The following is a 24,168-nucleotide window of genomic DNA, read 5'->3' on the forward strand; positions in this document are numbered from 1 at the left end:
CGCCGATGGCCACCGCGGCCTCGGCGCCGTCCGTGCGGCGCCCGTCGTTCGGTCCGCCGTCCGGAACGCCGGCCCCGTCCTCGATCCCGTCGACGGGGTCGTCGGCGCCGGCGCTCGAGGTCGCGTCGTCCCCGCCGTCGCCGGCGCCGTCGCTCATGTCGACGCGTAGTGCAAGGATGCTAATGGGTCTGTGGTTTCCGGCCGAGGGCGATGGGGGACGGTCGCTCGCACCTCGTCGAGCGATGCCCGACGGGGGCGGCGATCAGCGCTCGACGCGCAGCGTCGTCTTCGCGTCGACCGCCTCGGCCTCCGGGAAGTCGCCGCCGCCGAGCAGCCCGCGGGCGGCCCGTTTTGCCCAGTCGACGGCGGGCTGATCGAAGGCGTTCACCCCGGAGAGCTCGCCCGCGAGCACGCAGGCGGCCTCGAGCCCGTAGAGCAGCCCCCCGAGCTCGCGCTCGTCGACGCGCTCGAGCTCGATCCGCACGGTGGGCCGGCCGGCGGCGGCGAGGCTGGCCTCCGTCGCGCGGAACTCGGCGTCGAGCAGCTCGCCCAGCGAGGACTCGCCGAGGTAGGCGAGGTCGTCGACGTCGGTCGCGGGGATCTCGCGGTCCGGACGCTCGCGCGGCGCGACGAAGGTCACGAGCTTGTCCCGGGGGCCGGCCCGGTAGAGCTGGAGCTGGGAGTGCTGATCCGTCGCGCCGAGGGCGCGCACGGGCGTCTGGCCGAGCCCGTCCTTGCCGAGGCTCTCGGCCCAGAGCTGGGCGAACCACTCGGCCGCGGTCTCGAGCGACTCGGCGTAGGGCACGAACGCGTTTATCGACGCGCCGCGGGCGTCGAGGGCGTACGTCGTCGCGCCGTAGGCGTAGGCCGGACAGTCGTACAGCGAGCCCGAGAGCGAGTCGGCCTCCTCGGCGGCCCCCGCGAGCAGCGCGTCGAGGTCGCGGCCGCAGACGGCCGCGGCGACCAGTCCGACCGCCGAGAGCGCGGAGAACCGGCCGGGGACGCCCGACGGCACCTCGAGCGCCGGCAGGTCGTGTCGGTCGGCCAGCTCCCGCAGCGGGCCCGACTCGCCCGTGGTGACGACCGCGCGCTCGGTCCAGTCGACGCCGGCGTCCTCGAACGCCTCGCGGACGACGAGGAAGTTCGCCAGCGTCTCCGCCGTCGTGCCCGACCGCGAGACGACGTTGACCGCCGTCCGGGAGAGCGCGAGCCCGTCGACCCGGTCGGCGACCCAGGCGGGGTCGACGTTGTCGAGGAAGACGGTCTCGACGTCCGCGCCCAGCGCGTCGACGATCGTCGCCGCGCCGAGCGCGCTCCCGCCGATTCCCACGGTGATCAGGGCCTCCGTCTCCTCGCCCGCGATCGGGTCGACCGCCCGCCGGATCTCGTCGGGATCCGTGCGCTCCGGCAGGTTCAGCGACGCGTACCCGAACTCGTCGTTCGCCCGTCCGGCCTCGATCCGCTCGTGTGCCGCCGCCACGCGCTCGTCCAGTCGGTCGAGCGCCTCGCGGGAGACTCCGGGCGAGGCGACCGAGGCGAGGGCGTTGCCGATGTCGACGTCCATGCGTGTGGGCGCGAGGGCCGAACGCAAAGGCGTTCCGTCACGGCGCCGCGAGGCGAACCCCGGATCCGTCGCGGTGTCGGGAGGCGAAGCGGTGATCCCTCACGGTGTTGGGAGGCGAAACGGGGACCCCTCACGGCGCCGCGAGGCGAAACGGGGAAACCGCGGAACGGACAATTCACCCGTATGACCGAGACGACGGGCACCTTCGTCGTTACGCACGCCGACGACGACAGCGCTGTGGTTCGGAACGTCGAGACCGCCCGGGTGCACACGCTGACCTCGAACCCCGAGCTCCGGGAGCGGGAGGTGCTGGAGGCGACGCTGGCGCCGGAACCGCCGCTGAACGTCGCCTGGGAGCTCGTGGACGTGGCCGAGCGACGAACCGTCGATGTGGTCGACAGCGACCTCGCGCCGACGACCCGGTCGCGCTCGGCGGCCGCGGAGACGCCGGTGGGCGAGGTGACGACGTTCGAGCGGGCCGGTTCGGGCGAGATACACGTCCTGTCGGTGCCGCCGAGCGACGTCGAGGACGCCGCGGCGGACGTCCTGACGGATCCGGAAACGGTGGCCAGGGCGGCGCGTCTCGGTGCGGTGCGAGTCGAGGTGCGTCGCGACACGGACGAGGGCGTGTTGAGCGTGCGGTACCTGCCGGAGTGACGAGGCCGGGTGCGGGTCGACGGGAGGCTGGTACCGGGCGTCCGACCGGCTGCGGACCGACGGGGGACCGGTGCGAGGCGTCCCGGGCGGTCGTTACGACTCCTTCGGCCGCTCCGTCGCGGTCGCGGAGTGGGAGGGCCCGTCGGCGCTCTGGACCCGCCAGCTCCCCTGGATCCCGCAGGCCTCGCGGACCTCGTAGTCGATCTCGGTGTCGTCGTCGATCCGACGGCCGCCTTCGACGCGTTCGACGCGCAGCGGCACGTCGAGCGTGTTCCCGCAGCAGCCGACGCCGACGAACTCCTCCCAGGCGTCGCCCTCGCGCGCCGTCTCCCGGGTCTTGCGGAGGAACGCCCGGAAGGACGGCTTCTCCACCTGGAACCGGCCCCACGAGGAGAGGTCGGCGGGGTAGGAGACGAGCACGCGCTCGGCCGCGCGGTCGTCGGGCGGTTCCGTGTCGGTCGATCGGCGAACGTCTCGACTCATGAATACGATAACGGGGTCGAGCGCAATAGGGCTGGCGCGGCCGAAGTGATGCCGGCGATCCGTCCCGTCGAGCTGGTCGGCCGTCCTGGCGCTTCGGGTCCGTCGAGCCGGTCGGCCGTCCCGGCGTTTCGGGTCCGTCGAGCCGTTCCGGTCGGGTCGATCGCACGCCGGTTCGCGTCGACGGAACGAATTCGGCGGTAGCGTCGCCCTGGGGCGGGTTTTCCCGCCGAACGATCCGTTCGGAAATTGAGAAAGCTTACGTACGCCCCGTAGCTAGGCCGGGGTATATGGGGCCAATCGAGGTACCGGAGGTAGACTACACCCGGTACACGAACCGCCAACTGGTGGCGGTGCCGCTGGCGATGCTGGCGGTCGCGCTGGCGATCCTCGGCGGGACGTTCCTGCTGACGGGGGCGCCGTTGACGCTGGGCATCGAGTTCACGGGCGGCGCCGAGCTGACGATCGACACCGAGGCGGACCAGGACGAGGTCGAAGCCGCATTCGACCAGGAAACGACGTCGATCCAGCCGGTTCAGGGCGAGGACCGCTACGTGGTCCAGTTCGCCGCGGGCGATCTCCCCGGATTCGAGGACGACTCCCAGGGAACGCTGCAGGATCTGGTCGACCAGGCGGAGGCGAACCTGGAGCCGGTCGACGGTAACGAGGACGTCGTCCGCTCCGAGTCGCTCACCTCCGCGTCCTTCGGCGCCCAGACCCAGACGACGGCGCTGCTCGGCATCGCGGCGGCGTTCCTCGGGATGAGCATCATCGCCTTCGCGCTCTTCCGGACGTTCGTGCCGTCGGTCGCGATCGTCGTCTCAGCGTTCTCCGACATCGTCATCCCGCTCGCGTTCATGAACCTGGCGAACATCCCGCTCACGCTCGGGACGGTCGCCGCGCTGTTGATGCTGATCGGCTACTCCGTCGACTCCGACATCCTGTTGAACAACCACGTGTTGCGTCGCAGCGGCAGCTTCTACGAGAGCGTCCACCACGCCATGCGGACGGGGATCACGATGACCGTCACGGCGATGACGGCCATGCTCGTGATGGCGATCTCGGCGTGGTTCTTCGGGATCGGCCTGCTGACGAACATCGGGCTCATCCTCTTCGTGGGGCTCGCGGCCGACCTGATGAACACCTACCTGCTCAACTTCAGCCTGCTTCGCTGGTACAAGTTCGAGGGGGTGGCCCGATGAGCGTCAAGGAGACGGTCGGCAAGTGGTGGCGGATCGCCCTGCTGGTGATCCTCATCTCCGTCTCGCTGTACGCGCTGTTCGCGCCCGGCGGGCTGATGGGCGCCGGCGAGGATCCGTCCGCGCTCGAAGCCGACGACAACGCGACCGAGGAGGTCGGCACCGGCGCCTCCTGGCACAACCTCGCGTTCGGGCTGGGTCTGGACGGCGGCGCCCGGATCAGCGCGCCCCCGGTCGGCATGATGGCCGAGGGGCTCGAACCGGAGACGGAGAATCCGAGAACCGACCTCAGGAGCGCGCTCATCGACGAACTCGACCTGCCGCCGGAGGACGCCTCGGTCAACTTCGACGAGCGCGTGGGAACCTACACCGCGGAGGTGTACGACGACAACGTCACCCACGACGAGTTCGCGGCGGCGGCTTCCACCGTCGACGGCGTCGACATCACCGCCGACGACGTCGAGGACGGCGTCAGCGACGAGACCCGCGACGAGATGGTCACCGTCATCGAGAGCAAGCTGAACGAGGCCGGGCTGGCCGGCGGGCGGGCCTACGACACCGAGACGCTCGGCGGGGAGCACTTCATCGTGTCCGAGGCGCCCGGCTTCACCTCGACGCAGCTGCAGTCCCAGCTCGAAGAGCGCGGATCGGTCAGGATCGAGGCCCACCACCCCGGCGACGGCAACATGACGAGCGAGACCGTCCTCGAGCAGGACCACTTCACCGACATCGGCAGCGCCGAGTGGAGCAACGAGCACAACGCCTACATCGTCAACGTGCTCGTCGTGAGCGAGCGGGCCCCGGACTACCAGAACCGGTTGGGCGAACTGGGGTTCCTGGACGAGGGAGTCGGCCGATGTGACCCCGGCTACGCCCAGACGGGCATGGACGTCGACGAGTGGGAGGACGAACACATGGACGACTGGGACGACCAGTACTGTCTCGTCACGGTCTCGGAAGGCGAGATCGTCAGCGCCCACTCGATGGGAGACGACCTCGCCGGGTCCATGCGGACGGGTGACTGGGCCAACAGCCCGAACTTCGTGATGACGTCCCAGGAGCGCGAGGACGCCCAGCAACTCTCGCTCAACCTCCGGGCCGGCGCGCTGGCCGCACCGCTGGACTTCGGGAACGCCCAGGTGTTCTCCGTCGAGCCGGCGCTCGCCGAGCAGTTCAAGCAGTGGTCGCTCCTGATCGGCATCCTGGCGGTCTTCAGCGTCAGCGGGATGGTCTACGTCCGCTACCGCGATCCCCGGGTGGCCGTGCCGATGGTCGTCACGGCGATGGCGGAGGTGGTGATCCTGCTCGGCTTCGCCGCCGCGATCGAGATGCCCCTGGACCTCGCGCACGTCGCCGGCTTCATCGCCGTGGTCGGTACCGGGGTGGACGACCTCGTCATCATCGCCGATCAGGTAATGGACGAGGGCGACGTCGACCAGCGGCGGGTGTTCGACTCCCGGTTCCGCAAGGCGTTCTGGATCATCGGCGCTGCCGCGGCGACGACGATCATCGCGATGAGCCCGCTGGCCGTGCTGAGCCTGGGCGACCTCCAGGGCTTCGCGATCATCACGATCCTGGGCGTGCTGATCGGGGTGCTCGTCACGCGGCCGGCCTACGGCGACATCCTCCGCAAGCTGATGACGGAGAAGCGGTAGGCGCCGGGAGTCGAATCGGCTGCCGACGGCCGGGACTGGCCCCGGATTTTACTCTCGCGGGCCGTCACGTCGAACGATGGCGGACGGCTCGCCAAAGTGGACGGATCCCGATCCGCACTACTCGACGAATTGGTCTATCCCCGAGGGGAACGTCCCTCGGTGGACCGTCCTCGCGCTGCTGGGGTTCTTCGGGCTCCAACTGGTGCTCATCGCATCTACGTAGTGCTGTAAGCGGACGTCCGTCCGCGACGGCCCCTGCCAGTCAGCGAATTCCGTCCCGAAGTTGCCTCGAGACCCGCGCGCCCGCGAGCCGCTCGACTCGCCGCCGTTCGAAGACCGCCCGGGCGCTCGCGGCCGCCTCCTCGTCGATGGAGAACTCGATGTCGGGGTAGGTCACGTCCGCGAGCACCAGCGGTTCCGACGGCGCGGGCGCCGCGCGCTCGTGATCCGGGAGCGGCTCGGGCGCCAGCGTCCGGTCGATCCGCTGGAGCGGCACCTCGTCGGCGCCGACGGCCCGGACGAGCGAGACGAGCCGGCGGACGAGCTGGCGGGGGAACCCGCCCGCTCGGACGGTGAGGACGAGGAAGTCGCCGTCGCGCTCGGCGTCCAGCGCGACCGTCCGCCGGGTGTTGCGGTCGTCGGGCGTGAGGTCGGCGTAGTCGTGGGTACCGGCGAGGGCATCGCAGGCGTCGGCGACGCGGCCGTCCTCGACGGGTGGGTCGCCGTCGTTCGCGGCAAGCTCCCTCGCACCCGCCGCCGGAGCGTACAGGTGGTAGACGTACGTGCGCTCGGTCGCGCCGTGGGTCGCGTGGAAGTCGGTCGGCGCGTCGGCGCTCGCCCACGCCTGCACGTCGGCGGGGAGCTCGGCGTTGAGCGCCCGCGGCGAGAGCCAGTCGGGTGCCTCGAAGGCGACCGTTTGAGCGAGCGCCGAGACGCCGGCGTCGGTCCGGCCCGCGGCGGCGTACCCCGCCGGTTTCGCCGCCTCCGGCTCGAGGACGCCGAGTTCGCGGAGGGCGTCGAAGACGGTCCCCTCGACGGTCGGGACGTCGGGCTGGCGCTGGAAGCCGTAGTAGCCGGTCCCGTCGTAGGCGACGCGGAACGCGCGCATCGTCGTCCGATTCCGGCGCGAGCGTGTTAGCTCCGTCGGGTCGGACGGGACCGTCCCGGTCCGCCCGCCGACGCGGCTTCGGGGCGGGCGACCGATTACCGTTAGCGGTTCTATATCACCTGCGTACGCCGGGGCGGTGACCTTCCGGCCGAGCGGCGCAGGTAGGCCCAGACATGAGCGCGGAGGAGGTCTCTGACGACGACGGGGAGAGTCATGGCGATCGGCGGGCGGATTCGCCGGAGGACGGGGAGAGCCATGGTGATCGGCGGGCGGATTCGCCGGAGGACGGGGAGAGTCGTGGCACTCGGCGGGTCGGCGCGGACGGCGGCTCTCCCCCCGGCGATCGGCCCAACGTTATGCTGGTCGTCCTCGACACGGCTAGGGCGGTGGACGTCGGCGAGCGGGTGACGCCGACCCTCGCCCGCCTCGCCGACGAGGGAACGGCCTTCGAGCGGGCGTTCGCCGCCGCCCCCTGGACGGTGCCCTCTCACGCGTCGATGTTCACGGGCACCTACCCGTCGGAACACGGCGCCCACGGCGACCACACCTATCTCGACGGCGACCTGCGGACGCTCCCGGAGGCGTTCGCGGACGCGGGCTACGAGACGATGGGCGTCTCGAACAACACCTGGATCACCGAGGAGTTCGGCTACGATCGCGGGTTCGACGAACTCCGACGCGGCTGGCAGTACGTCCAGTCGGACACGGACATGGGCGCCGTCGTCCGCGGGGAGTGCCTCGAGGAGAAGCTCGCGGCCGCCAGGGATCGGCTGTTCGAGGGCAACCCGCTGGTAAACGCGGCGAACGTCCTCTACAGCGAATTCCTCCAGCCGGCCGGCGACGACGGCGCCGCGCGGACGACCGACTGGATCGGCAACTGGGTTGCCGATCGTGACGACGACCGCCCGTTCTTCTGTTTCTGCAACTACATCGAGCCTCACGTGGTGTACGACCCGCCCCGCGAGCACGCCGAGCGGTTCCTCCCGCCGGAGGCGAGCTACGACGAGGCGACGGCGATCCGCCAGGACCCGCGAGCGTACGACTGCGGCGACTACGACCTCGACGATCGGGATTTCGAGCTGCTGGGCGCGCTCTACCGCGCCTCGCTGGCCTACGTCGACGAGCGGCTCGACCGGCTCCGGCGGGCGCTCGAAGACGCGGGCGTCTGGGAGGAGACGATCGTCGTCGTCTGCGGCGACCACGGCGAGCACGTCGGCGAGCACGGCTTCTTCGGCCACCAGTACAACCTCTACGACACCCTCCTGCACGTGCCGCTGGTGATCCACGGCGGGCCGTTCACGGGCGGCGACCGCCGGAGCGAGCTGGTCCAGCTGCTCGATCTCCCGGACACGCTGCTCGACGCGGCGAGAATAGCCGACGACGAGCTGACCGGGCAGAGTCGCGGCCGGTCGCTGCACCCCGGCGGCGGGACCGAGCCCCGCGAGGCGGTGTTCGCCGAGTACGCCGCCCCGCAGCCGTCGATCGAGCGCCTCGAGGCGCGCTTCGGCGACCTCCCGGATCGCGTCTACGATTACGACCGCCGGCTGCGGGCCGTCCGGACGACCGAGTACAAGTACGTCGCCGGCGACGACGGCTTCGAGCGGCTCCACCACCTGCCGACGGACCCGGGCGAGCTGACGAACGTCGCCGCCGATCGGCCGGCGGTCGCCGCCGACCTCGCCCGCCGACTCGACCGGCGCTTCGAGGGCCTCGAGCGCGCCGAGGCCGACGGCGAGGTCGCGATGACCGAGGGAACGAAACAGCGTCTCGCGGACCTCGGCTACCGCTGAATCGGGCCGGTCGGGCGGACCGTTCGGTTCGGTCGGCGACCGTCGCGACGGTAGATTGACCCGGACGGCGACCGTCGCGACGGTGGATTGACCCGGACGACGACCGTCGCGACGGTGCCGGGTCCAGCGGCGTCGCTCTCGGATCGGTGTAAGCAGCCCCTACCCGCAGAAGCACCCGTTCAGCGGCCGACGTTGTACTCGACGTGCACGGAGGGCGTGCTCGGCGATTCCGGCGCGGGAACGCCGTTCCAGTCGACGAGGTGGACGTTCGCCAGCTCCCCGGAGAATCGGAAGCGGGTGACGCCGACTTCGATCGTTCCCTCGGCGGCCGAACCCGAGAGGACGATGCCCTCCGCCATCGGATCGTCGACCGCCGCCTCGAGTTCGCCGTCGACGGAGATCTCGAACGTCGAGGGCACTCCGCGGCCGACGATCGTGACGAGGTTGGGGAGCGGTTCGTCCGCATCGGGCTGTCCGCCGGTCCGTACCGGTGTGTCGCGTGCCATGACCCGAAAACTCGGCCGTCCCACCATAAGCCTTCTAGCCGCGGTTCCGATTTGGTAAGAAAAAGCGAACATTCTGGATATTATGAACGGACTACCGGGTGATACATCTACAATCGTTCATCAATGGTCCGTTGCCGGGGGTGATCGGCGGTCTCCGGTCTCGCGGATCTGAGGACTCGGCCCGTTCGTCTTTCCGCGGCGGCCCACGCGGCGCCCTCGCTCGCGGCTCGCCTCGCGGTCGCGTCGATAGCCGCCGCGGCGCTCGCCCACGCCGCCGGCGGCGAGCGGTGAGATGGCGGTCGGTTCCGGCGGCCGTACTCTCAGGTTATCGAATGTACGTCGGCAGTAACAACGGTCCGGGATGTGGAGCGTTCGCCTGGTTGTCGATGCACGAACTCACCGGGTTCCAACGCGACCTGCTGTACGTGATCGCCGCGGCCGACCAGCCGTCCGGTCAGGACGTCAAAGAGGAGATCGAGGGCTACTACAGCGCCGACATCAATCACGGCCGCCTGTATCCGAACCTCGACACGCTGGTCGATCGCGGCCTCGTCGAGAAAGGAGAGCTGGACCGACGAACCAACTACTACGAGATCACGGCCGAGGGTCAGCACCTGATCCAGGAGCGTCGCGACTGGGAGTCCCAGTACATGGAAGCGTAGCGACCGACGCCGAGGGTCGAGCGACGACGGTGCGATCCCCCGTCGCTCGGCCCGCCACGCGCGGCGCCGCCCCGCGGCGAGCCGCGCGCCGCGGTCGCGACCGGTGAGCGACGCGTCGCGAACGGGAGGGTACGATCGCGGGCTCGGATCGGTTTCTGTTCGTCTCGTCTCGGGGCCGTCAGGAGCCGTCGACGTCGAACGTCTTCGGGACCCACTTCCGGTACGGATCGTCGGTCTCCCGCATCCAGCCGACCAGCCGGGCTTCCAGCTCCCGGCGCACGTCCGCGTACTCGGGATGGTCGATCAGGTTGTTGAGCTCGCCGGAGTCCGCGTCGAGGTCGTAGAGCTCGTTCACGTCGGGACCGTTGTAGACGAACTTCCACGCCGCCGTCCGGACCATCCGCTGGGTGTAGAGGCCGAACTCCTCGCCGTAGTACTGGGCGAAGGTCGAGTCGGGCCACGCGGGCGGCCGCCGGCCCTCGAGCAGCGGAACGAGGCTGCGGGCGTCGAACCCTTCGGGGATCTCGACGCCGCCGATCTCGCAGAACGTGGGCGCGAGGTCGTGGAGGTGGACGGGCGCCTCGCAGGTCGAACCCGGTTCGACGACGCCGGGCCACCGGACCTGGAGGGGGATCCGGTAGGTGTCGTCGTACGTCAGCGGGCCCTTGTTGAACTGGCGGTGGCCGCCGACGAAGTCGCCGTGGTCCGCGGCGTGGACGACGACCGTTTCCTCCGCGAAGCCGGTTTCTTCGAGGGTTTCGAGGATCCGCGCGATCTGGTCGTCGATCAGCGTGACGAACCCCCAGTACTTCGCGAGGACTTCGCTCCAGGTCTCCCAGTCGAAGTCCGCCACGCCGCGGTAGGCGATGAAGTTCTCCTGGACCCGCGGTTTGCCCTCGTAGGTCTCCGCGAAGCTCGCGGGCGGCTCGATCTCCGCGGGGTCGTACATCGAGGCGTACGGTTCCGGGACGACGTAGGGGTGGTGGGGCCCGTAGAAGTCCGCACGGTGAAAGAAGGGACTCCCCTCGCCGGCGATCGCGTCCGCGTCGCCCAACGTGACCAGCTCGTCCCACGCCGTCGGGTCGCGACCCGACGCGACGCCGCGTCCGCTCCGTCCCTCGCCGTCGCCCGCGCCGCCTCGCCCGTCCGCTCCGCGCGCCTCCGCGTGCGCTCGGATCGCCTCGATCGTTCGCTCCGCGAGGAAGTACGCGCGCGTGGCTTCCACGCCGAACGGGGCCTTGGCGGCGACGAACGTCCCCTCGTCGCCGTGGGTGTAGATCGCCTCCTCGAACTCGACCCCGTCGACCGGGACGCCCACCTCCTCGGCGCGGTACGTCCGAAACGCCTCGTCGATGTCGTCGTGGTGGGTGTCGCTGCCGCCGAGGTACGCGAAGCCGAAGTCCGCGGGCGTCTGGTCGCGGCCGACGTGCCACTTGCCGGTGTACGTGCAGTCGTAGCCGGCCTCGCCGAGCGCCTCGGCGAACGTCGGCAACGCTGGATCGAGGTTCGCCCGGATCGCGTCCGCCTCGTGGCAGTTGTTCACCATCCCGTGATCGTGCGGGAACCGGCCGGTCAGCAGCGAGGCCCGGGCGCTCGTGCAGATGCTGATCGGCGTGCACGCCCGGGTGAAGCGCATCCCGTCGGCGGCGAGCCGGTCCATCGCGGGAGTCTCGACGGGTGGTCCTTCCGGCGCGGTGCAGTCGTATCGCTCCTGGTCGGTGAGCAACAACAGGACGTTCGGCGGACGGTCGGTCATCACGGTGGGTACGGCTCGGAGGCAGTTGAAACCACGACGTGGCCCGCGGGCGGTCGACGGCGGAGCGAGGGGCGAGGGCGATCGCGCTGCAACTCGCCGCTATTCCCTGTCGTCCCGTTCGGCGAGTTCGAGGTACTTCTCGACGGAGGCGAAGTCTTGCGACGGGACGACGTCCCCCTGTCTCGCGTCGAACTCGACGAGTCCTGCGTCGTCCAGGGACGGGAGCGTCCGGTGGTGGAGCGCGACGACGGCGCGGTTGACCCGTTCCTCCGGCAATCGGGTGTCGTCGGCGTCCGCCTCGCGAGCCACGACCCGCTCGGCGAGCGCTTCCATCTCTATACGGGATTCCCCGCGTAACTCGTACAGCACGTACCGACGACGCTTCTGCGAGAGCAGTCGAAAAATCTCGTTCAGAGAGATGTGACTCGAGCCGCCGTCACACCGTATCGAACCCGGTGATTCGCCGGGACGGTCGAGCCGGATGCCGGATCGATTCGAGATCACTGACGACCCTACGCTCTCGATCAGCAAAAAGGCGGGCCTGACGAACCCTGAGCGGTTCTCGGCCGGTTACGCGTCCGGCTCGATCCGGATGGCTCCGTCCGGAGTGACCGCGACCCGGTGATCCCAGATGGTCACGGACACCTCCCCCTCCAGCTCGACGGCCCCGTCGCTCACTCTCGCGTGAACCGAATTGAGCGTTTCCAGTCCCCGATAGTTTCCGACTGGCTCCATCTCGCGTGGATCGACGTCGATCAGCTGTGCGACCGCGATGATGGCCCACGTACTGACGGTATCGGTCGGCGGCGGCTCGAATCGATACGCTCCGTTCGTCGAGTCGAAATCGATAGAGGGGTGCTCGAAGTCGTTCGGAAACGGAGGCGCCGAGGCGGATTCCATACGACTTACGGTAGCTCTCTATGGGGGTTATAATCACTGCCGACGCTTCGTTCTCCCGTGGTCCTTTCCCGGGGACTGAATCGAATCTCACCGGTGGGACGCTCCCGCTCGGTCGGACGTCGCGGAGCGGTGAGATCGCTCGCCGTCGGTTCGTGCGTCCGCTCGAGCCCCGCCGTACCCCCCTCTCGAGAGGTACTGCCGAGAACGCATCCGTCGGGGCGACCGAGAGACCACGTTCGTCGGGGAGCTCGCGACCGCGATCGGACCGTCCGACCCGGCTCAGGGACCGTCGTCGAGTACGGGCTGGGCGTCCCCGAGAATTCGATCGTAGAGGTCCGACGCCCACTCGATGGCCGCGGGCACGTCACACTCCACGAACACGCGTGCGATCCCCGAATCGTCGTGGGCGGCCATGCCGATTCGATCGTCGAACAGGAACAACTCGAACGGCACCTCGTCGCACAGATGGACGTCGAACCGGCCGGTTTCGAGGGCCTCGCGGGCCTCGGCCTCGTACTCGGTCAGGATGATATCCAGGAGTTCCTCGTCGAAGACCACCTGTATCTCCATGCCGTCGACCATCTCGCGATGAGCGACGTCCACGTAGATCGGCGAGAGCACCGACGAGAACATCCGAAGCTCCGTGCTCCGTTCGATCAGCGTCGTGATACGGTGGATCGACCGATGGGGCTGCCGAGGCTCGGGTCGCGTCACCTTGGCATCGGCGAAGTGTTCGACGGGGATATTATCGGCCTCGCTGGTGTTGAGAAACGGTTCGAGCGTCGACGCGGCCTGGAGGTGATTCCTGTAGGTGGTCGTTTTCTCGGCGACGACCTCGCCGTAGCCCGTGAGCTCGTAGCGGCCGTTCGTCTTTCGAACGAGCCCCTCGTCCGTCAACACGTTCGTCGCGCGATGGATCGTCGATCGCGAGACGTCGAGCGCCTCGACGAGGTCGCTGGCGCCCGCCGGGGCCGAGTCGAGCGCCGAGAGAATTTCCACCCGGCGAACGCACTCGATGAGGAACTCCGTCTCCATCTCCGTTCCCGCCCCGAGTTCGTCCCCCGGCGAGACGTCGCTGCTCCGTTCGGTCATTTCAACCCCTCGCTCGCGAGGTGGTGGTGCATCACCGACTCGAGCCCGTCCAGATACGACCGGACGTCGATCGAATCGGGTTTCGGTTCCATCGCCTCGATGGCGTCGTACTCCGCCCGCCACCGGTCGACGAACGCATCCTCGAGGCCGCGATCGCGTATTCGTTCGACGACCGGTTCGACGACCGCCTCCGTCGGCGCGTTTCGAATGCGTCTGACCTCCTCCAGAGAGAGGACGTCCTGCTCGAGGGCACGGCCGATGACGCCGGAGCTCACGTCGCCTTCGTACAGCTCGCGCTCCCACGTCGTAGTCCAGTTGCCGATCCGGGCCATTCGCTGCCCTCGCAGCAGGATCCGGCGCAGAGAGCCGAGATCGTCGCGGTCGAACGCCGGCGAGAACGCGAGATCGACGTCGGCGTAGAACAGCACCATCATGTTGTGGGAATCGTAGGCCCACAGCTCGTCCTCGGTGACGGTCTCCGGGTGCTGATTCGCGACGTAGGAGTACTCGATCGCGTTGAGGACCTGTCTGAGGTCGAAGTGGCGGATTGCTTCGAACTCGTCGCTTCGCGGTCCCGCACCGAGGCCGCTCTCGAACTGTTCCCAGACGTCCCGTGCGAACGCCAGGAGATCGGGATCCACTCCTGGCCGGTCGAGGTTCGACTCGTCCCGGCCAAAGGGGATCTTCGTCGCCTCCTCGTAGGTTTCCCAGTCGCCGTCTATCTCGGCGACGTCGTCCACCGTGGACACGAACACGGACGCGAGCAACTTGGCGTTTTGCGCCAGCTGTTCGTACCGGGGTTCGACGGTAGAGAGCGCCAGCTGTGGGATCGCGGCGTCGAGCCACTTCCAGAGAAAGTGATCCCGCTCGCCGACGGTCCGATCGTATTCCTCGACGACGGACTGCACGTCGGCGGGGAGATCGCGGCTTTTCACCGCCGAGAGTACCTTATCGTGGTTGCCACTGAAAGGCGGATGGTCGGTCTTCACGGAGTACGCAGAGACAAGTCAGGGAGCCATTTAGCTGTGTCGAGGTTGCTGTCCGTTTCAATCGTGGAGAATGTATCGGACGTGGGAGTCGAGAAACCGATTTGCCGGCCGAGGGATGGGTGGGATAGCACTTCGTTATCGGCCGGAGGGCCGGTTCCAGCGCGGATCGGGCCGCCACGGTCGGCGGGGAGTGGAGCGTTTCGATCCTCGTTCGACCCGTCGGTCGGATCGACCGCCGACCCGTTCGGCCCCTCGCGGGCGTCGATGGGTTCGGTCTCGTCGGCGCCGGTCAGCCCGGCCCGTCACCGGCGCCGGTCAGCCTGGCCTGTCATCAACGGCAGGGTTTTGTAGACCGGCTGTATACGGGTTGCATGCCACGAAACGCGGTCCGATTGACGATCCTGCTGGCGCTGGTATCGTTCGTCGGCCTGGCGCTGCTTTCTGGCCTCGGCGCGGCGGACGCGAGCGCCCAGTCGGATCGAGAGTCGGACCGGGGAACGGCCTGTGAGACGCCGGACGACGCGGCGGAAACCATCCCCAAATGGGCGCCAGCGCACACGGCCTCCGGGTACGGCGTAACGACGGCGTTCAGTAGCGTCGGCTGCGGCGTTCCGTAACGGCGGCTGTATCCCGTCGTAGGCGGAACCGGGTGGCGGCGGCTGTGGACTCGAGCCCGATACCGGCCGGCCGACATAAACGCCCACGATATCGTGGATCGGGATTCGTCGGGGTCGGGCCCGTTCGTTCGCCCATGACCACGGATTCGACCCACGACCCGCTGCCCGTCGATCGGGAGAACGCGCGCCTCGCCGCCATCGGCCTCGGCGTCTGGATGGCGATCACGGTCGCCGTCGTCGTACTGTTGCTCCTGTTCGGCGGGGCGATCTCCGGGTTGTTCGTCTGAGACGGACCGCGAGCGTCCTCGGCCGACCGCGTCGGGGAGACCGACCGTCAGGACCGGTTCCACGGCGCCTCCGGAACGTCGACCTGGCGCTCGCGGCGCTCGATGCCGTCGATCAGCGCGAGGTCCCGCTCGTCGAGGTCGAGGTCCGCGGCCGCCAGGTTCTCTCGCAGGTGCGTGCGCGAGGTCGACTTCGGGATGGCGACGACGTTCTCCTTCGACAGCAGCCAGGCGAGGCTCACCTGCGCGGGCGTCGCGCCGCGTCGGTCGGCGACCTCGACGAGCTCCGGGACCTCGGTCGCTGTCCCCTTCGCCAGCGGCGAGTAGGCGACGAGGGAGTGATCGTGCTCTCGAGCCAGCCGTCGCAGTTCGTTCTGGGGCAAGAGCGGGTGACACTCGACCTGGTGGGCGAACAACGGCGCCTCGAGGTGATCCAGCGCGTCCGCGAGCAGCTCGGGGGTGAAGTTCGACAGGCCCACGCGGCGGATCGTTCCGCGATCGCTCAGCTCGTCGAACGCGGCGAGGGTCTCCGCGGCGTCGTAGGTCCGAATCGGCCAGTGGACGTAACAGCAGTCGACGGCGTCGACGCCGAGTCGCCGTCGACTCCGCTCGACGGCCGCGAGGACGTCGTCGTAGCTCAGGTGCGTCGAGTGGACTTTCGTGGCGACGAAGACGTCCTCGCGGTCGACGCTCGACGCGGCGAGCGCGTCGCCGACGGCCGCCTCGTTCTCGTACATCTCGGCGGTGTCGACGTGGCGATAACCCAACTGCAGGGCCGTCGCCACGGCCGCGGTACACCGCGCGGGTTCGACGCCGTAGGTGCCGAGGCCGATCGGGGGAAGTTCCTGAACCGTCATGGAACGACCTACCGGCTACGCGGACATAGGCGCCCGCGGAAGCGCAGTTACGTTGAATCACTTACACGAGGGCACCGGTGGGACGCTCACACGATCGCACCCACGGACGCCCAAACGAGCGCGCCGGTGGGACGCCCAAACGAGCGCGCCGGTGGGACGCCCAAACGAGCGCGCCGGTGGGACGCCCAAACGAGCGCGCCCTCGACGAACCCCTCCTAAATCCCACACCAGTCCAGCCGTCGACTCACCGCGCTCCGGTGTGTAGCCGAATACCAACGTGACGATCGCCTATTGCAAGGTCTGCGCGTGGTCCCTGGAGACCGGCGACGGGACGACTCGCGACGACGTGAACCGCGCGATGATCGACCACCACGTCGAGACCGGCCACGCGCCGATCGAGACGACGGACGCGGCCGCGTTCGGACCCGCCGACGGACGCGATCGGCCGCCCGAGACGACCGAGGGACGGGATCGACCGTCCGAGCGGACGGACGGTTCGAACCGTCCGTCGACCGGTCGGGGGGGCTGGACTCGCAAGTGATAGTCCGAACCGACGCTCGTCGAGACCGACCGGCACCCCGTTCTCGCCGACGGGCGACCTACTCGAAGTCCGCGAACGTCGGGCGCTCGCGGTCGCCGGGGAACGCCTCGACGGGGACGGCGACCTGATCGCCGCTGACCATGTCCTTGACCGTGATCTCGTCGTTTGCGAGGTCGCGCTCGCCGACGATCACGACGGTCTCGGCGTCGATCGAGTCGGCGTAGTTCATCTGCGCGCCGAACGAGCGGCCGGCGACGTCCGTCTCGACGACGTGGCCGCGCTCGCGGAGTTCGCGGGCGATCCGGGCCGCCGTCGGGCGGGTGTCGCCGACCCGAAGGACGTAGTAGTCGGTCGAGAGCTCCTCCTCGGGCCAGACGCCCGCCCGTTGGCAGAGCAGCGAGAGCGTCGCGAGACCGGGCGCGACCCCGACCGCGGGCGTGGGCTGCCCGCCGAAGGACTCGATGAGGTCGTCGTATCGGCCGCCGCCGAAGATCGACCGCGAGACCTCCCCGGTGGAGTCGAAACACTCGAAGACGACGCCGGTGTAGTAGTCGAGCCCGCGGGCGGTCTCGAGCGAGATGGTGCAGTACTCCCGGGCGCCGAAATCCTCGGCCGCGGCGAGGACGGCCTCCAGGTTCTCGACGGCGTCGGTCACGCGCTCGGTGTCCGCGTACTCGACGACGGCCTCCAGGTCGCCGGCGGCGATCAGGTCGGCGAACTCGTCGGCCTGCGCGTCGGTCAGTCCCGCCTCGACCAGCAGGTCGAGGTACTCGGCGCGCTCGATCTTCTCGGACTTATCGACCGCCCGGACGGCGGCCCCGACGTCGACGTCGGCGTCGTAGCTCTCGAGGACGCCGCCGAGGACGTCGCGGTGGGAGATCCGGAACTCGAAGTGCTCGCCGGTGAGTCCGAGCCCCGTCAGCGCGTCGGCCGCCCAGGCGAGGATCTCGGCGTCGGCCTCGGGGTCGCTGGAGCCGAAGATGTCGACGTTGGTCTGGTAGAACTCCCGCTGGCGACCCTGCTGGACCTGCTCGTAGCGCCAGAACGGCCGGGTCGAGAACCACTTGATGGGCTTCGAGAGCGCCTGCTGCTTCTGGACGACCATCCGCGCGACCGTCGGCGTCAGTTCCGGGGTCAGCGCGACGTGGCGTCCGCCCTGGTCCTCGAAGGCGTAGAGCTCCTCGACGATGTCCTCGCCGCTCTTGTCGGTCCACATCGCGGCGCGTTCCATCGCGGGCGTGGCGATCTCCCGGAAGCCGTACCGGCGGGCCGTTCCCTCGAGCGTGTCGATCATCGCCCGGCGGGCGGCCATCTCCTCGGGGTAGAAGTCGCGAAAGCCCTTGATGCGGTCGTACATACCGGCGGGTTCGGGCGGGCCGTACTTTGGTGTGTCCGTTCGGGAGCGGCGAGACGGCGAGGGGGGAGTGGCGGGACCCGCGATCGCCGAGGCCCACGGCTGGGAGGCGACCGCGACCGGGAGCGCCGCGGGCGGCGCGCGGTTCGAGTTCACCCGTCGGTGAGCGATCCGACTCCCCCGCGTTCGCCCCGAAAACGTATGCCCCACCGGTCGGTCGTCGGGACATGAATCGACGGACGGTTATCGGGGCGATCGGTGCGGCGGCGGCCGGCTCCGCTGGCTTGCTCGCCGCTGGTTCGCGGGGGTACGTCGTGATGGTGAGCGTTCCGGCCGCGGTGCCGGAGGACGCGACCGTGCTCGGCGCCGACGCGGCCGGACTCGCGAACCGCGAGGAGTACGCCGAACTGCTCTCTGGGGCGATCGAGCGTCACGAGAGCGATGAGCGCGCCGGCGCGTTCGCGGACGAGCACCTCGGGCACGAGCACGTGAGCGAACGCCCCTCGGGCGCGCTGCGCCTGGGGGAGTCGAACTACGTCGCGTACGAGGGCGCGATCCTCGACGTCTACGTCTCGCGGTCGGCGCGGCGATGACGGCGTCGCGGTCCGAGCCCCTCGTTCGAGCGGTCGTTATGGTGGTCTCGATAGGCGTTCCGCCGTTCGAGCGGTCAGTACGGCGGTGGCGGAGTCTCGGTGCGAGTTCCCCGACGGAGGGTCATTGGGCCGGTCTCGACACGAACCGACCGCGGGCACCCGCCTACCGCGTCCCGTTGACGTACGTCTGCTCGTGGTCGGGGAACAGCTCGCCGACGGCCTCCGGCCCGTCCTCCTCGGCGATGAGCGCCCGGAGCTCGGCCTCGTAGTCCGCGCGGGTGATCTCCTCGCTCGGCCCCGCCGTCACGTCGAGGGTCGAGGCGACCAGCCGGTCGACCGCGCCGCGGCCGAACCCCGACAGCGGGGCGACGTAGTCGACGCCGTGTCGATCCTCCAGGCTCTGGGCCTGGGCCCGCGAGACCGAGGGGACGCGGTCGTCGCGGCGGGTGCCGTCGGCGATCGCGTCGAACTCCCCGGCGGCCAGCTCCTCCAGGGCCGCCAGGTGGACCCGCTGGATGCCGTTGCGGGGGAACCCGTCCTCGCGGATCTGACCGGCGGCCTCGCGGGCGATCGACTCGTCGAGGTCGACGCGCTCGAAGGGGAATTCGAGGCGCTCGGCGGTCCGCTCGGCGTGGGTCCAGTCGTCGGTGATCCCGAAGTGGACCGTCGCCAGGGTGACGTCGTAGAACTCCTCCAGGAGCAGCGCAGCGAGCGTCGAGTCCTTGCCGCCGCTGTACAACAGCCCGAGTCGCATCAGCGCCGTTTGATGTCGAAGCGCTTGCTGTCGGGTTTGAGCTCGCCGAGCAGCTGCTTCATCTTCTCGTCGTCGATCTTGCCCTGGATGCGCCCGCTCTGGGCGAGGGCGACGACCTGCCGTTCGACCTGCTCGCCGAACTGAGGTTTGCTCATCTTGACGGTGTTCAGTCGCTTGCGGGCCTCGTCGGTGAGGTACTGGCGGAGGAGGGCCTGTTTCTGGGCCTCGGCTTGCTGCTGGGCCGCCTGCTGGGCCTCTTCGCCGCCTTCCTGGGCGCCGCCGCGGCGCTCCTGGAGTTCCTCCATTCGCTTGCGACGCAGCTCGTCGAGCTCCTCGTCGTCGGGGCGCTTGCTCATGGGAGTACGGTTGGGCAGGCTCGCGGAAAATGATTACGGACCGGCGGAGGACCCGCGGTTTCAGGCGTAGCGCTCGAGCTCGGGACGGTCGAGTTCGCCGAGCACCTCGCCGGCGGTCTCGTCGAGCAGGCTCCGACCGTCGGCCGTGATTCGGCGTCCCTCGCCCTCGGCGGTCTCGACGAGGTCCTCGTCTTCGAGCTGCTGGAGGATGGTGCGGATGATCTTGCGCGAGCCGTCGGTTCGCTTGGCCGGCGCGACCTGGTACCGGTTCGACCCCCGCTTCGAGCCGCCGTACTCGGTGGCCAGGCGCTCGACGCCGACGGGGCCGTCGGCCGCGACCTTGCGCAGCAGGCTGGCCGCGCGAACGTGCCAGAAGTCCTCCTGCTCGGGGGGCAGCTCTCGGTTGGCGCCGCTCTTCGTGAACGCGGCCCAGTCGGGCTCGTCGAATCGCTCCGCGAGGTCCTCGGCGACCGCCTCGATCAGGGCGTCCGCCGGGACGTCGTACATCGTAGCCATTGGGGATTCGTTCCCTGTGGCGCCATTTAAGGCCATCGTATTGGGGCGGAGCGGGCGCGTCGCTTTTCTCGGTGGCCGCGAAACCCGACGGCATGGACGAGCGCGCGGCCCTCTCGCTGCTCGCGGACGAGCTGGCCCCCGCGGGCGACGACGCGGCGGTCGTCGACGGGCGAGTGCTGACGACGGACATGCTCCACGAGACGACGGACTTCCCGGACGGAACGACCCGTTACACGGCGGGCTGGCGAGCCGTGGGCGCCTCCTTGTCGGACGTGGCGGCCATGGGCGCGGAAGCGACGGCCGCCGTCGCCGTCTACGCGGCGCCCGCCTTCGACGCGGACGAGCTCCTCGCCTTCGTTCGCGGCGCCCGGGAGGTCTGCGAGCTGACGGGTGCGCGGTACGTCGGGGGCGACCTGGACGAGCACCGGGAGTTTACCGTCGCGACGACCGCTCTCGGCCGGACCGACGACCCCGTCCGCCGAAGCGGGGCGCGACCGGGCGACCGGGTCTGCGTGACGGGAACGCTCGGCCGGAGCGCGGCCGCCCTCGAACTGTTCGAGCGGGGCGATCGCGACCGCGCGAACGACCTGTTCCGGTTCGAACCGCGGGTCGCGGCCGGCCGGGCGATCGCGCCGCACGCGACGGCGATGATGGACTCGAGCGACGGTCTCGCGCGATCGCTCCACCAGCTCGCCGAGGCGTCGGGGTGCGGGTTCGCGATCGAGTCCGACCGGGTCCCGGTGGCCGACCCGCTCGCGGCCGTGTCGACCGATGCCGACGCGGCGCTTGACTCCGCGCTCACGTTCGGGGAGGACTTCGAGCTCGTCTTCAGCGCCCCGGCGGACGCCGTCGGCGACGTCCGGACCGACGCGCCCGTGGACGTCTTCGAACTCGGCGAGGTCGTCGCGGACGGCGTCACCGTCGACGGCGAACCGCTGGCGGACGAGGGCTACTCTCACGGTTGAAGCCGCAACCGCGTCGCCGGTCGCGCCGCGACATTTCAGGAGACGATCTCGAACGGCACCGGGACGAAACAGAGCAGCCCGAGCGCGAACGTGACGACCCCGAGGACGAACCGCGGCCAGCCGAGCCGCTCCTCCACGACGGGGCGGACGGGCCCCGCAGCGGCGATCAACGTCGTCAGCAGTCCCCAGAGGACCCAGACGGAGACAGCCTGTGCGCCGTAGCCGGAGACGTAGTAGAGGTAGCCCGCGAGGGCGAGCAGTGCGCCCGGGACGAGGGCGGCGACGGCCTCCTGGGCGCCGCCGATCATCGACCGCAGGATGTGTCCGCCGTCCAGCTGGCCGACGGGGATGAGGTTGAGGAAGGTGACGAACATGCCGACCCACCCGCCGATGACGACCGGGTTCACCATCGTCGTGGCGTCGTCGCGGTACAGCGGCCGGTCGAACGCGGCCGCCAGCCCCTCCAGCAGCGGCGGGTAGCCGAGTCGCAGCTCGATCGCGTCGGCGCTCTCGGCGAGCTCTTCGGGCGCGTGGACGGGGTCCAGGTGGAGCCCGACGACGGTCACGACGACGGTCGCGACCAGTCCGGCGAGCGGCCCCGCGACGCCGATGTCGAACAGCGCCTTCCGGCTGGGCATGCGCCCGTTCATCTTGATGACAGCGCCGAGCGTGCCGATCAGCGTCGGCACCGGGATGAAATAGGGCAACGAGGCGTTGACGCGGTGATACCGACTCATCACGTAGTGGCCCATCTCGTGGACGCCGAGGACGAAGAGGATCGCGACCGTGAACGGCCAGGCCCGCCAGATCTCGCCCGGATTGGCGATCGGATCGATCTGGTACCAGAGGGCGCCCGCGAACAGCGTCGACACCACGGTCGCGACGAACAGCGCGAGATTGGTCCACGGGACGCCGTCGAGCCCGACGGAGTGGGGGCGAGCGACCAGCGCGTACCGGTCGTTCCGGACCGAGAGCTCCAGGTCGTAGCCGTCCTCGTGGAAGGCCGGCCAGAGCTCGCGCATCACCGTCTCCGGGTCGACCCGCGGCCGACCCACGTAGACGACCCCGTCCCGGTCGGTGTGGATCTCGGAGACGACGAACACCGATTCGACGGTGCGGAGGGGCGGTCCGGACGCCGGCGGCTCCTCGCCCATCACCGGCCGTTCGTCGCGCCCTCGCATAAATCGTCTGCCGACGAACAGGCGTCGAGAACCGGTCGCCGTCCGGTGGTTTCGGGAGTCGACGCCCGCTCCGGTCGGGGCCGCCGGCGTCGTCGTCGCCGATCGAATTCGGTCGCGCGAAAACGAGACGCCGGGATGCGAAAACGGAAGCAGAAACGCGAAGGCGGGGCGGGGACGCGGAGAGTGAGTCTGCGGGGCGGGGACGCGGAGAGTGAGTCTGCGGGGCGGGGACGCGGGCAGGGTGTCAGCGGGACGGGGCCGGTCGTTCAGGCGGCTTCGACGCGCCAGGTCGTCGCGCTCGTGTACGACCACTTCTCGACTTCGAGCTCGTCGTCGGACTCGGCGAGCCTGACCATCAGGGCGCCGATCTCTTTCGGGGACAGGCCCACGTCGTCCGCGATGAACTTCCCTTTGAAGTACATCTCGCCGTCCGCGGCCTGCTCGCGGAGGTACTGTTTCAGGCGGCGCGCTTTACTTTCCGTGGAGGGGTTCGCGGTCGTGCTCATCGCCATCTCAGTCCAGTGCCCATACCCTGTTATAAAGACAGGTTACTTCGGCGCGTTTCGGTTGCCTTCAGCGATCCGGCCGGTAATCGCCGCCTTCTCTCACCGCTTGCAACTTTTCACGAGGGCTTTAGATGTGACCAGACGTTTTAAAACCACTCGAGAAATATTATTTCTGCTATAATATTAGTGGAATTGGCATTTTTCGCAAAATTGCCATTAAGTCGCTAATTTCCCGATCGGCAACGGGTGAGGCCGGCGGCCGAACGCGTCAGGGCCGATCGTGGACCCAGAACTCGTCTTCGACGGTGACCTCCTTCTTGAAGAGCGGAACCTCGTCTTTGAGCCGGTTGATCCCGTCTTCGACGGTGCGGAACGCCTCCGCCCGGTGGCCCGCGAGGACGACGACGAACACGATGTCCTCGCCGTCGCGGACGACGCCCGTTCGGTGGTGGAGCGCCACCTCGTAGACCCCGTCCCGGGCCTCGAGCTCGGAGCGAATGGCCGCCATTCGCTCGTCGGCGACGCCCTCGTACTTTTCGAACTCGAGGTACTCGGTCCGCGCGTCGTCGGGGTCGTCCTTCGCCCGGACGCGACCCGTGAACGTCGCGATGGCGCCCGCTCGATCGGCCCGGGGCGATCTCTTCACGCGCGCGACGAGCGAATCGAGCGTCTCGTACGGTTCGGCGCCCTCGAGTTCGCCGACCACGGCGTCGAGGTCGAGGTCGGCGGCCGTCTCGACCGCCGCGATCGGCTCGGGTCTGCGGCCCGGATTCGCGTCCGCCGCTCCGGCGGAACCGACGACCACCGTCGGGAACCGCGCCGTCTCGACGCCGACGAGCACCGCGTAGTCACAGCGGTCCGCGAGCGAGGCGAGCGCATCCTCGACGCGCATCCCGGTTCCGGTCGCCGCCCAGTCGCCGTCGGCGCCGAGCTCGTAGGTGACGTCACCGCCGGCCGGAACGCGGTCCGGAAACGCGGCCGTCCCGTCCGCGATCGTCGCATCGTAGCGGACGACCCCCACGCGGCCCTCGCGGGAGAGCCGGTCGACGACGCGGTCGACGGCGGCGTCGAGCGCGTCGGGCGGCGAATCGTGGTCGGTGATACCGAGTACGTGCATGGCTAGAACCTCGGTCGCTCGAACTTTGTAGCTGTCGGAGGCGCGGTTCGAAGCGAGCGGAGCGAGCGAGAACCGCGAAAATGCGAGCGAGGATCCGAGCGTAGCGAGGGTCCTCGGGATGGCGAGCGGGGAGGAACGACCCGCGAGCGGCGAGGCCGAGCGCCGGCGA

At 69.4% G+C, this 24,168-nt stretch carries 27 protein-coding genes; 10 read left to right on the top strand and 17 right to left on the bottom strand.

Annotation, left to right across the window (positions count from 1 at the left end):
* Window positions 1–262 precede the first annotated feature (262 nt).
* Window positions 263–1,564, bottom strand: coding sequence for a glucose-6-phosphate isomerase (locus tag QZT59_RS04635; RefSeq protein WP_290812025.1), 1,302 nt, complete (start codon window positions 1,562–1,564; stop codon window positions 263–265).
* Window positions 1,565–1,747: 183 nt separating this feature from the next.
* On the opposite strand from QZT59_RS04635, the gene QZT59_RS04640 reads away from it, so the two are divergent.
* Window positions 1,748–2,221, top strand: a complete 474-nt coding sequence (locus QZT59_RS04640; protein ID WP_290812034.1) for a DUF5812 family protein — start codon at window positions 1,748–1,750, stop codon at window positions 2,219–2,221.
* A 93-nt stretch (window positions 2,222–2,314) separates the two neighbouring features.
* On the opposite strand, the gene QZT59_RS04645 is transcribed toward QZT59_RS04640, so the two are convergent.
* Window positions 2,315–2,704 carry a hypothetical protein gene (locus QZT59_RS04645; RefSeq protein WP_290812037.1) on the bottom strand — a complete coding sequence of 130 codons (390 nt, stop codon included), beginning with the start codon at window positions 2,702–2,704 and terminating at the stop codon, window positions 2,315–2,317.
* A gap of 287 nt (window positions 2,705–2,991) precedes the next feature.
* On the opposite strand from QZT59_RS04645, the gene secF reads away from it, so the two are divergent.
* Window positions 2,992–3,903, top strand: coding sequence for a protein translocase subunit SecF (secF, locus tag QZT59_RS04650; RefSeq protein ID WP_290812040.1), 912 nt, complete (start codon window positions 2,992–2,994; stop codon window positions 3,901–3,903).
* On the top strand, window positions 3,900–5,555 hold the full coding sequence (locus QZT59_RS04655; RefSeq protein ID WP_290812043.1) for a preprotein translocase subunit SecD: 1,656 nt from the start codon (window positions 3,900–3,902) through the stop codon (window positions 5,553–5,555). The genes secF and QZT59_RS04655 overlap by 4 nt, the downstream gene beginning before the upstream one ends.
* A 262-nt stretch (window positions 5,556–5,817) precedes the next feature.
* On the opposite strand, the gene truA is transcribed toward QZT59_RS04655, so the two are convergent.
* Window positions 5,818–6,663: a tRNA pseudouridine(38-40) synthase TruA gene (gene truA / locus QZT59_RS04660; RefSeq protein ID WP_290812047.1), complete on the bottom strand. Its 846-nt coding sequence runs from the start codon at window positions 6,661–6,663 to the stop codon at window positions 5,818–5,820.
* Window positions 6,664–7,019: 356 nt separating this feature from the next.
* Between truA and QZT59_RS04665 the strand changes: the two genes are divergently transcribed.
* Window positions 7,020–8,453 carry a sulfatase gene (locus QZT59_RS04665; RefSeq protein WP_290812109.1) on the top strand — a complete coding sequence of 478 codons (1,434 nt, stop codon included), beginning with the start codon at window positions 7,020–7,022 and terminating at the stop codon, window positions 8,451–8,453.
* Window positions 8,454–8,632: 179 nt separating this feature from the next.
* On the opposite strand, the gene QZT59_RS04670 is transcribed toward QZT59_RS04665, so the two are convergent.
* Window positions 8,633–8,959, bottom strand: a complete 327-nt coding sequence (locus tag QZT59_RS04670) for a hypothetical protein (protein WP_290812050.1) — start codon at window positions 8,957–8,959, stop codon at window positions 8,633–8,635.
* A 386-nt stretch (window positions 8,960–9,345) separates the two neighbouring features.
* Here QZT59_RS04670 and QZT59_RS04675 point away from each other — a divergent pair, with 386 nt between their 5' ends.
* Window positions 9,346–9,621 carry a PadR family transcriptional regulator gene (locus QZT59_RS04675; RefSeq protein ID WP_290812053.1) on the top strand — a complete coding sequence of 92 codons (276 nt, stop codon included), beginning with the start codon at window positions 9,346–9,348 and terminating at the stop codon, window positions 9,619–9,621.
* Window positions 9,622–9,799: 178 nt separating this feature from the next.
* On the opposite strand, the gene QZT59_RS04680 is transcribed toward QZT59_RS04675, so the two are convergent.
* The 5 genes from QZT59_RS04680 to QZT59_RS04700 all read right to left on the bottom strand — a co-directional run bounded on the left by QZT59_RS04680 (window position 9,800) and on the right by QZT59_RS04700 (window position 14,304).
* Window positions 9,800–11,377, bottom strand: coding sequence for a sulfatase-like hydrolase/transferase (locus tag QZT59_RS04680; RefSeq protein ID WP_290812056.1), 1,578 nt, complete (start codon window positions 11,375–11,377; stop codon window positions 9,800–9,802).
* Between the two features lie 99 nt (window positions 11,378–11,476).
* A complete protein-coding gene (locus tag QZT59_RS04685; RefSeq protein WP_290812058.1) occupies window positions 11,477–11,746 on the bottom strand; it encodes a hypothetical protein in 270 nt (89 codons plus the stop codon).
* 201 nt (window positions 11,747–11,947) lie between these two features.
* Window positions 11,948–12,277 carry a HalOD1 output domain-containing protein gene (locus QZT59_RS04690; protein ID WP_290812061.1) on the bottom strand — a complete coding sequence of 110 codons (330 nt, stop codon included), beginning with the start codon at window positions 12,275–12,277 and terminating at the stop codon, window positions 11,948–11,950.
* Between the two features lie 279 nt (window positions 12,278–12,556).
* Window positions 12,557–13,369: a helix-turn-helix domain-containing protein gene (locus tag QZT59_RS04695; RefSeq protein WP_290812064.1), complete on the bottom strand. Its 813-nt coding sequence runs from the start codon at window positions 13,367–13,369 to the stop codon at window positions 12,557–12,559.
* Entirely contained in the window at window positions 13,366–14,304 is a 939-nt protein-coding gene (locus QZT59_RS04700; RefSeq protein WP_290812067.1) for a hypothetical protein, read from the bottom strand. The genes QZT59_RS04695 and QZT59_RS04700 overlap by 4 nt, the downstream gene beginning before the upstream one ends.
* Window positions 14,305–14,729: 425 nt before the next feature.
* On the opposite strand from QZT59_RS04700, the gene QZT59_RS04705 reads away from it, so the two are divergent.
* Together QZT59_RS04705 and QZT59_RS04710 are read left to right on the top strand one after the other, a co-directional pair.
* Window positions 14,730–14,975 (top strand): hypothetical protein, encoded by a 246-nt coding sequence (locus tag QZT59_RS04705; RefSeq protein WP_290812070.1) that lies wholly within the window; start codon window positions 14,730–14,732, stop codon window positions 14,973–14,975.
* A 134-nt stretch (window positions 14,976–15,109) separates the two neighbouring features.
* Entirely contained in the window at window positions 15,110–15,262 is a 153-nt protein-coding gene (locus QZT59_RS04710; protein WP_290812073.1) for a hypothetical protein, read from the top strand.
* 47 nt (window positions 15,263–15,309) lie between these two features.
* Here the strand turns inward: QZT59_RS04710 and QZT59_RS04715 are convergent, their stop codons facing one another.
* Window positions 15,310–16,116, bottom strand: coding sequence for an aldo/keto reductase (locus QZT59_RS04715; protein ID WP_290812076.1), 807 nt, complete (start codon window positions 16,114–16,116; stop codon window positions 15,310–15,312).
* A 277-nt stretch (window positions 16,117–16,393) separates the two neighbouring features.
* On the opposite strand from QZT59_RS04715, the gene QZT59_RS04720 reads away from it, so the two are divergent.
* Window positions 16,394–16,657, top strand: a complete 264-nt coding sequence (locus tag QZT59_RS04720) for a hypothetical protein (RefSeq protein ID WP_290812079.1) — start codon at window positions 16,394–16,396, stop codon at window positions 16,655–16,657.
* Window positions 16,658–16,715: 58 nt separating this feature from the next.
* Here QZT59_RS04720 and hisS read toward each other — a convergent pair whose 3' ends face one another.
* The gene (gene hisS / locus QZT59_RS04725; RefSeq protein ID WP_290812082.1) at window positions 16,716–18,014 is read right to left on the bottom strand and encodes a histidine--tRNA ligase; all 1,299 of its coding nucleotides are present in this window, start codon (window positions 18,012–18,014) and stop codon (window positions 16,716–16,718) included.
* A gap of 224 nt (window positions 18,015–18,238) precedes the next feature.
* Between hisS and QZT59_RS04730 the strand changes: the two genes are divergently transcribed.
* On the top strand, window positions 18,239–18,604 hold the full coding sequence (locus tag QZT59_RS04730) for a hypothetical protein (RefSeq protein ID WP_290812085.1): 366 nt from the start codon (window positions 18,239–18,241) through the stop codon (window positions 18,602–18,604).
* Between the two features lie 163 nt (window positions 18,605–18,767).
* Here the strand turns inward: QZT59_RS04730 and QZT59_RS04735 are convergent, their stop codons facing one another.
* The 3 genes from QZT59_RS04735 to QZT59_RS04745 are packed head-to-tail and all read right to left on the bottom strand — an operon-like array spanning window position 18,768 to window position 20,230.
* On the bottom strand, window positions 18,768–19,358 hold the full coding sequence (locus QZT59_RS04735; protein ID WP_290812088.1) for an alpha hydrolase: 591 nt from the start codon (window positions 19,356–19,358) through the stop codon (window positions 18,768–18,770).
* On the bottom strand, window positions 19,358–19,714 hold the full coding sequence (locus tag QZT59_RS04740; RefSeq protein ID WP_290812091.1) for a DNA-binding protein: 357 nt from the start codon (window positions 19,712–19,714) through the stop codon (window positions 19,358–19,360). Before QZT59_RS04740 ends, QZT59_RS04735 begins: the two co-directional genes overlap by 1 nt.
* A gap of 60 nt (window positions 19,715–19,774) precedes the next feature.
* Window positions 19,775–20,230: a 30S ribosomal protein S19e gene (locus tag QZT59_RS04745; protein ID WP_290812094.1), complete on the bottom strand. Its 456-nt coding sequence runs from the start codon at window positions 20,228–20,230 to the stop codon at window positions 19,775–19,777.
* A gap of 92 nt (window positions 20,231–20,322) precedes the next feature.
* Between QZT59_RS04745 and thiL the strand changes: the two genes are divergently transcribed.
* Complete coding sequence (thiL, locus tag QZT59_RS04750; protein ID WP_290812097.1) at window positions 20,323–21,195, top strand: thiamine-phosphate kinase; 873 nt, start codon at window positions 20,323–20,325, stop codon at window positions 21,193–21,195.
* Between the two features lie 35 nt (window positions 21,196–21,230).
* On the opposite strand, the gene QZT59_RS04755 is transcribed toward thiL, so the two are convergent.
* The 3 genes from QZT59_RS04755 to QZT59_RS04765 form a co-directional block, all read right to left on the bottom strand.
* Complete coding sequence (locus QZT59_RS04755) at window positions 21,231–22,349, bottom strand: site-2 protease family protein (protein WP_290812100.1); 1,119 nt, start codon at window positions 22,347–22,349, stop codon at window positions 21,231–21,233.
* Window positions 22,350–22,642: 293 nt separating this feature from the next.
* On the bottom strand, window positions 22,643–22,888 hold the full coding sequence (locus tag QZT59_RS04760; protein WP_290812103.1) for a hypothetical protein: 246 nt from the start codon (window positions 22,886–22,888) through the stop codon (window positions 22,643–22,645).
* Window positions 22,889–23,150: 262 nt separating this feature from the next.
* The gene (locus tag QZT59_RS04765; protein ID WP_290812106.1) at window positions 23,151–23,999 is read right to left on the bottom strand and encodes a molybdopterin synthase; all 849 of its coding nucleotides are present in this window, start codon (window positions 23,997–23,999) and stop codon (window positions 23,151–23,153) included.
* Window positions 24,000–24,168: the final 169 nt, after the last annotated feature.

It is taken from the genome of Halovivax sp., from assembly GCA_007119345.1.
GTDB lineage: Archaea > Halobacteriota > Halobacteria > Halobacteriales > Natrialbaceae > Halovivax.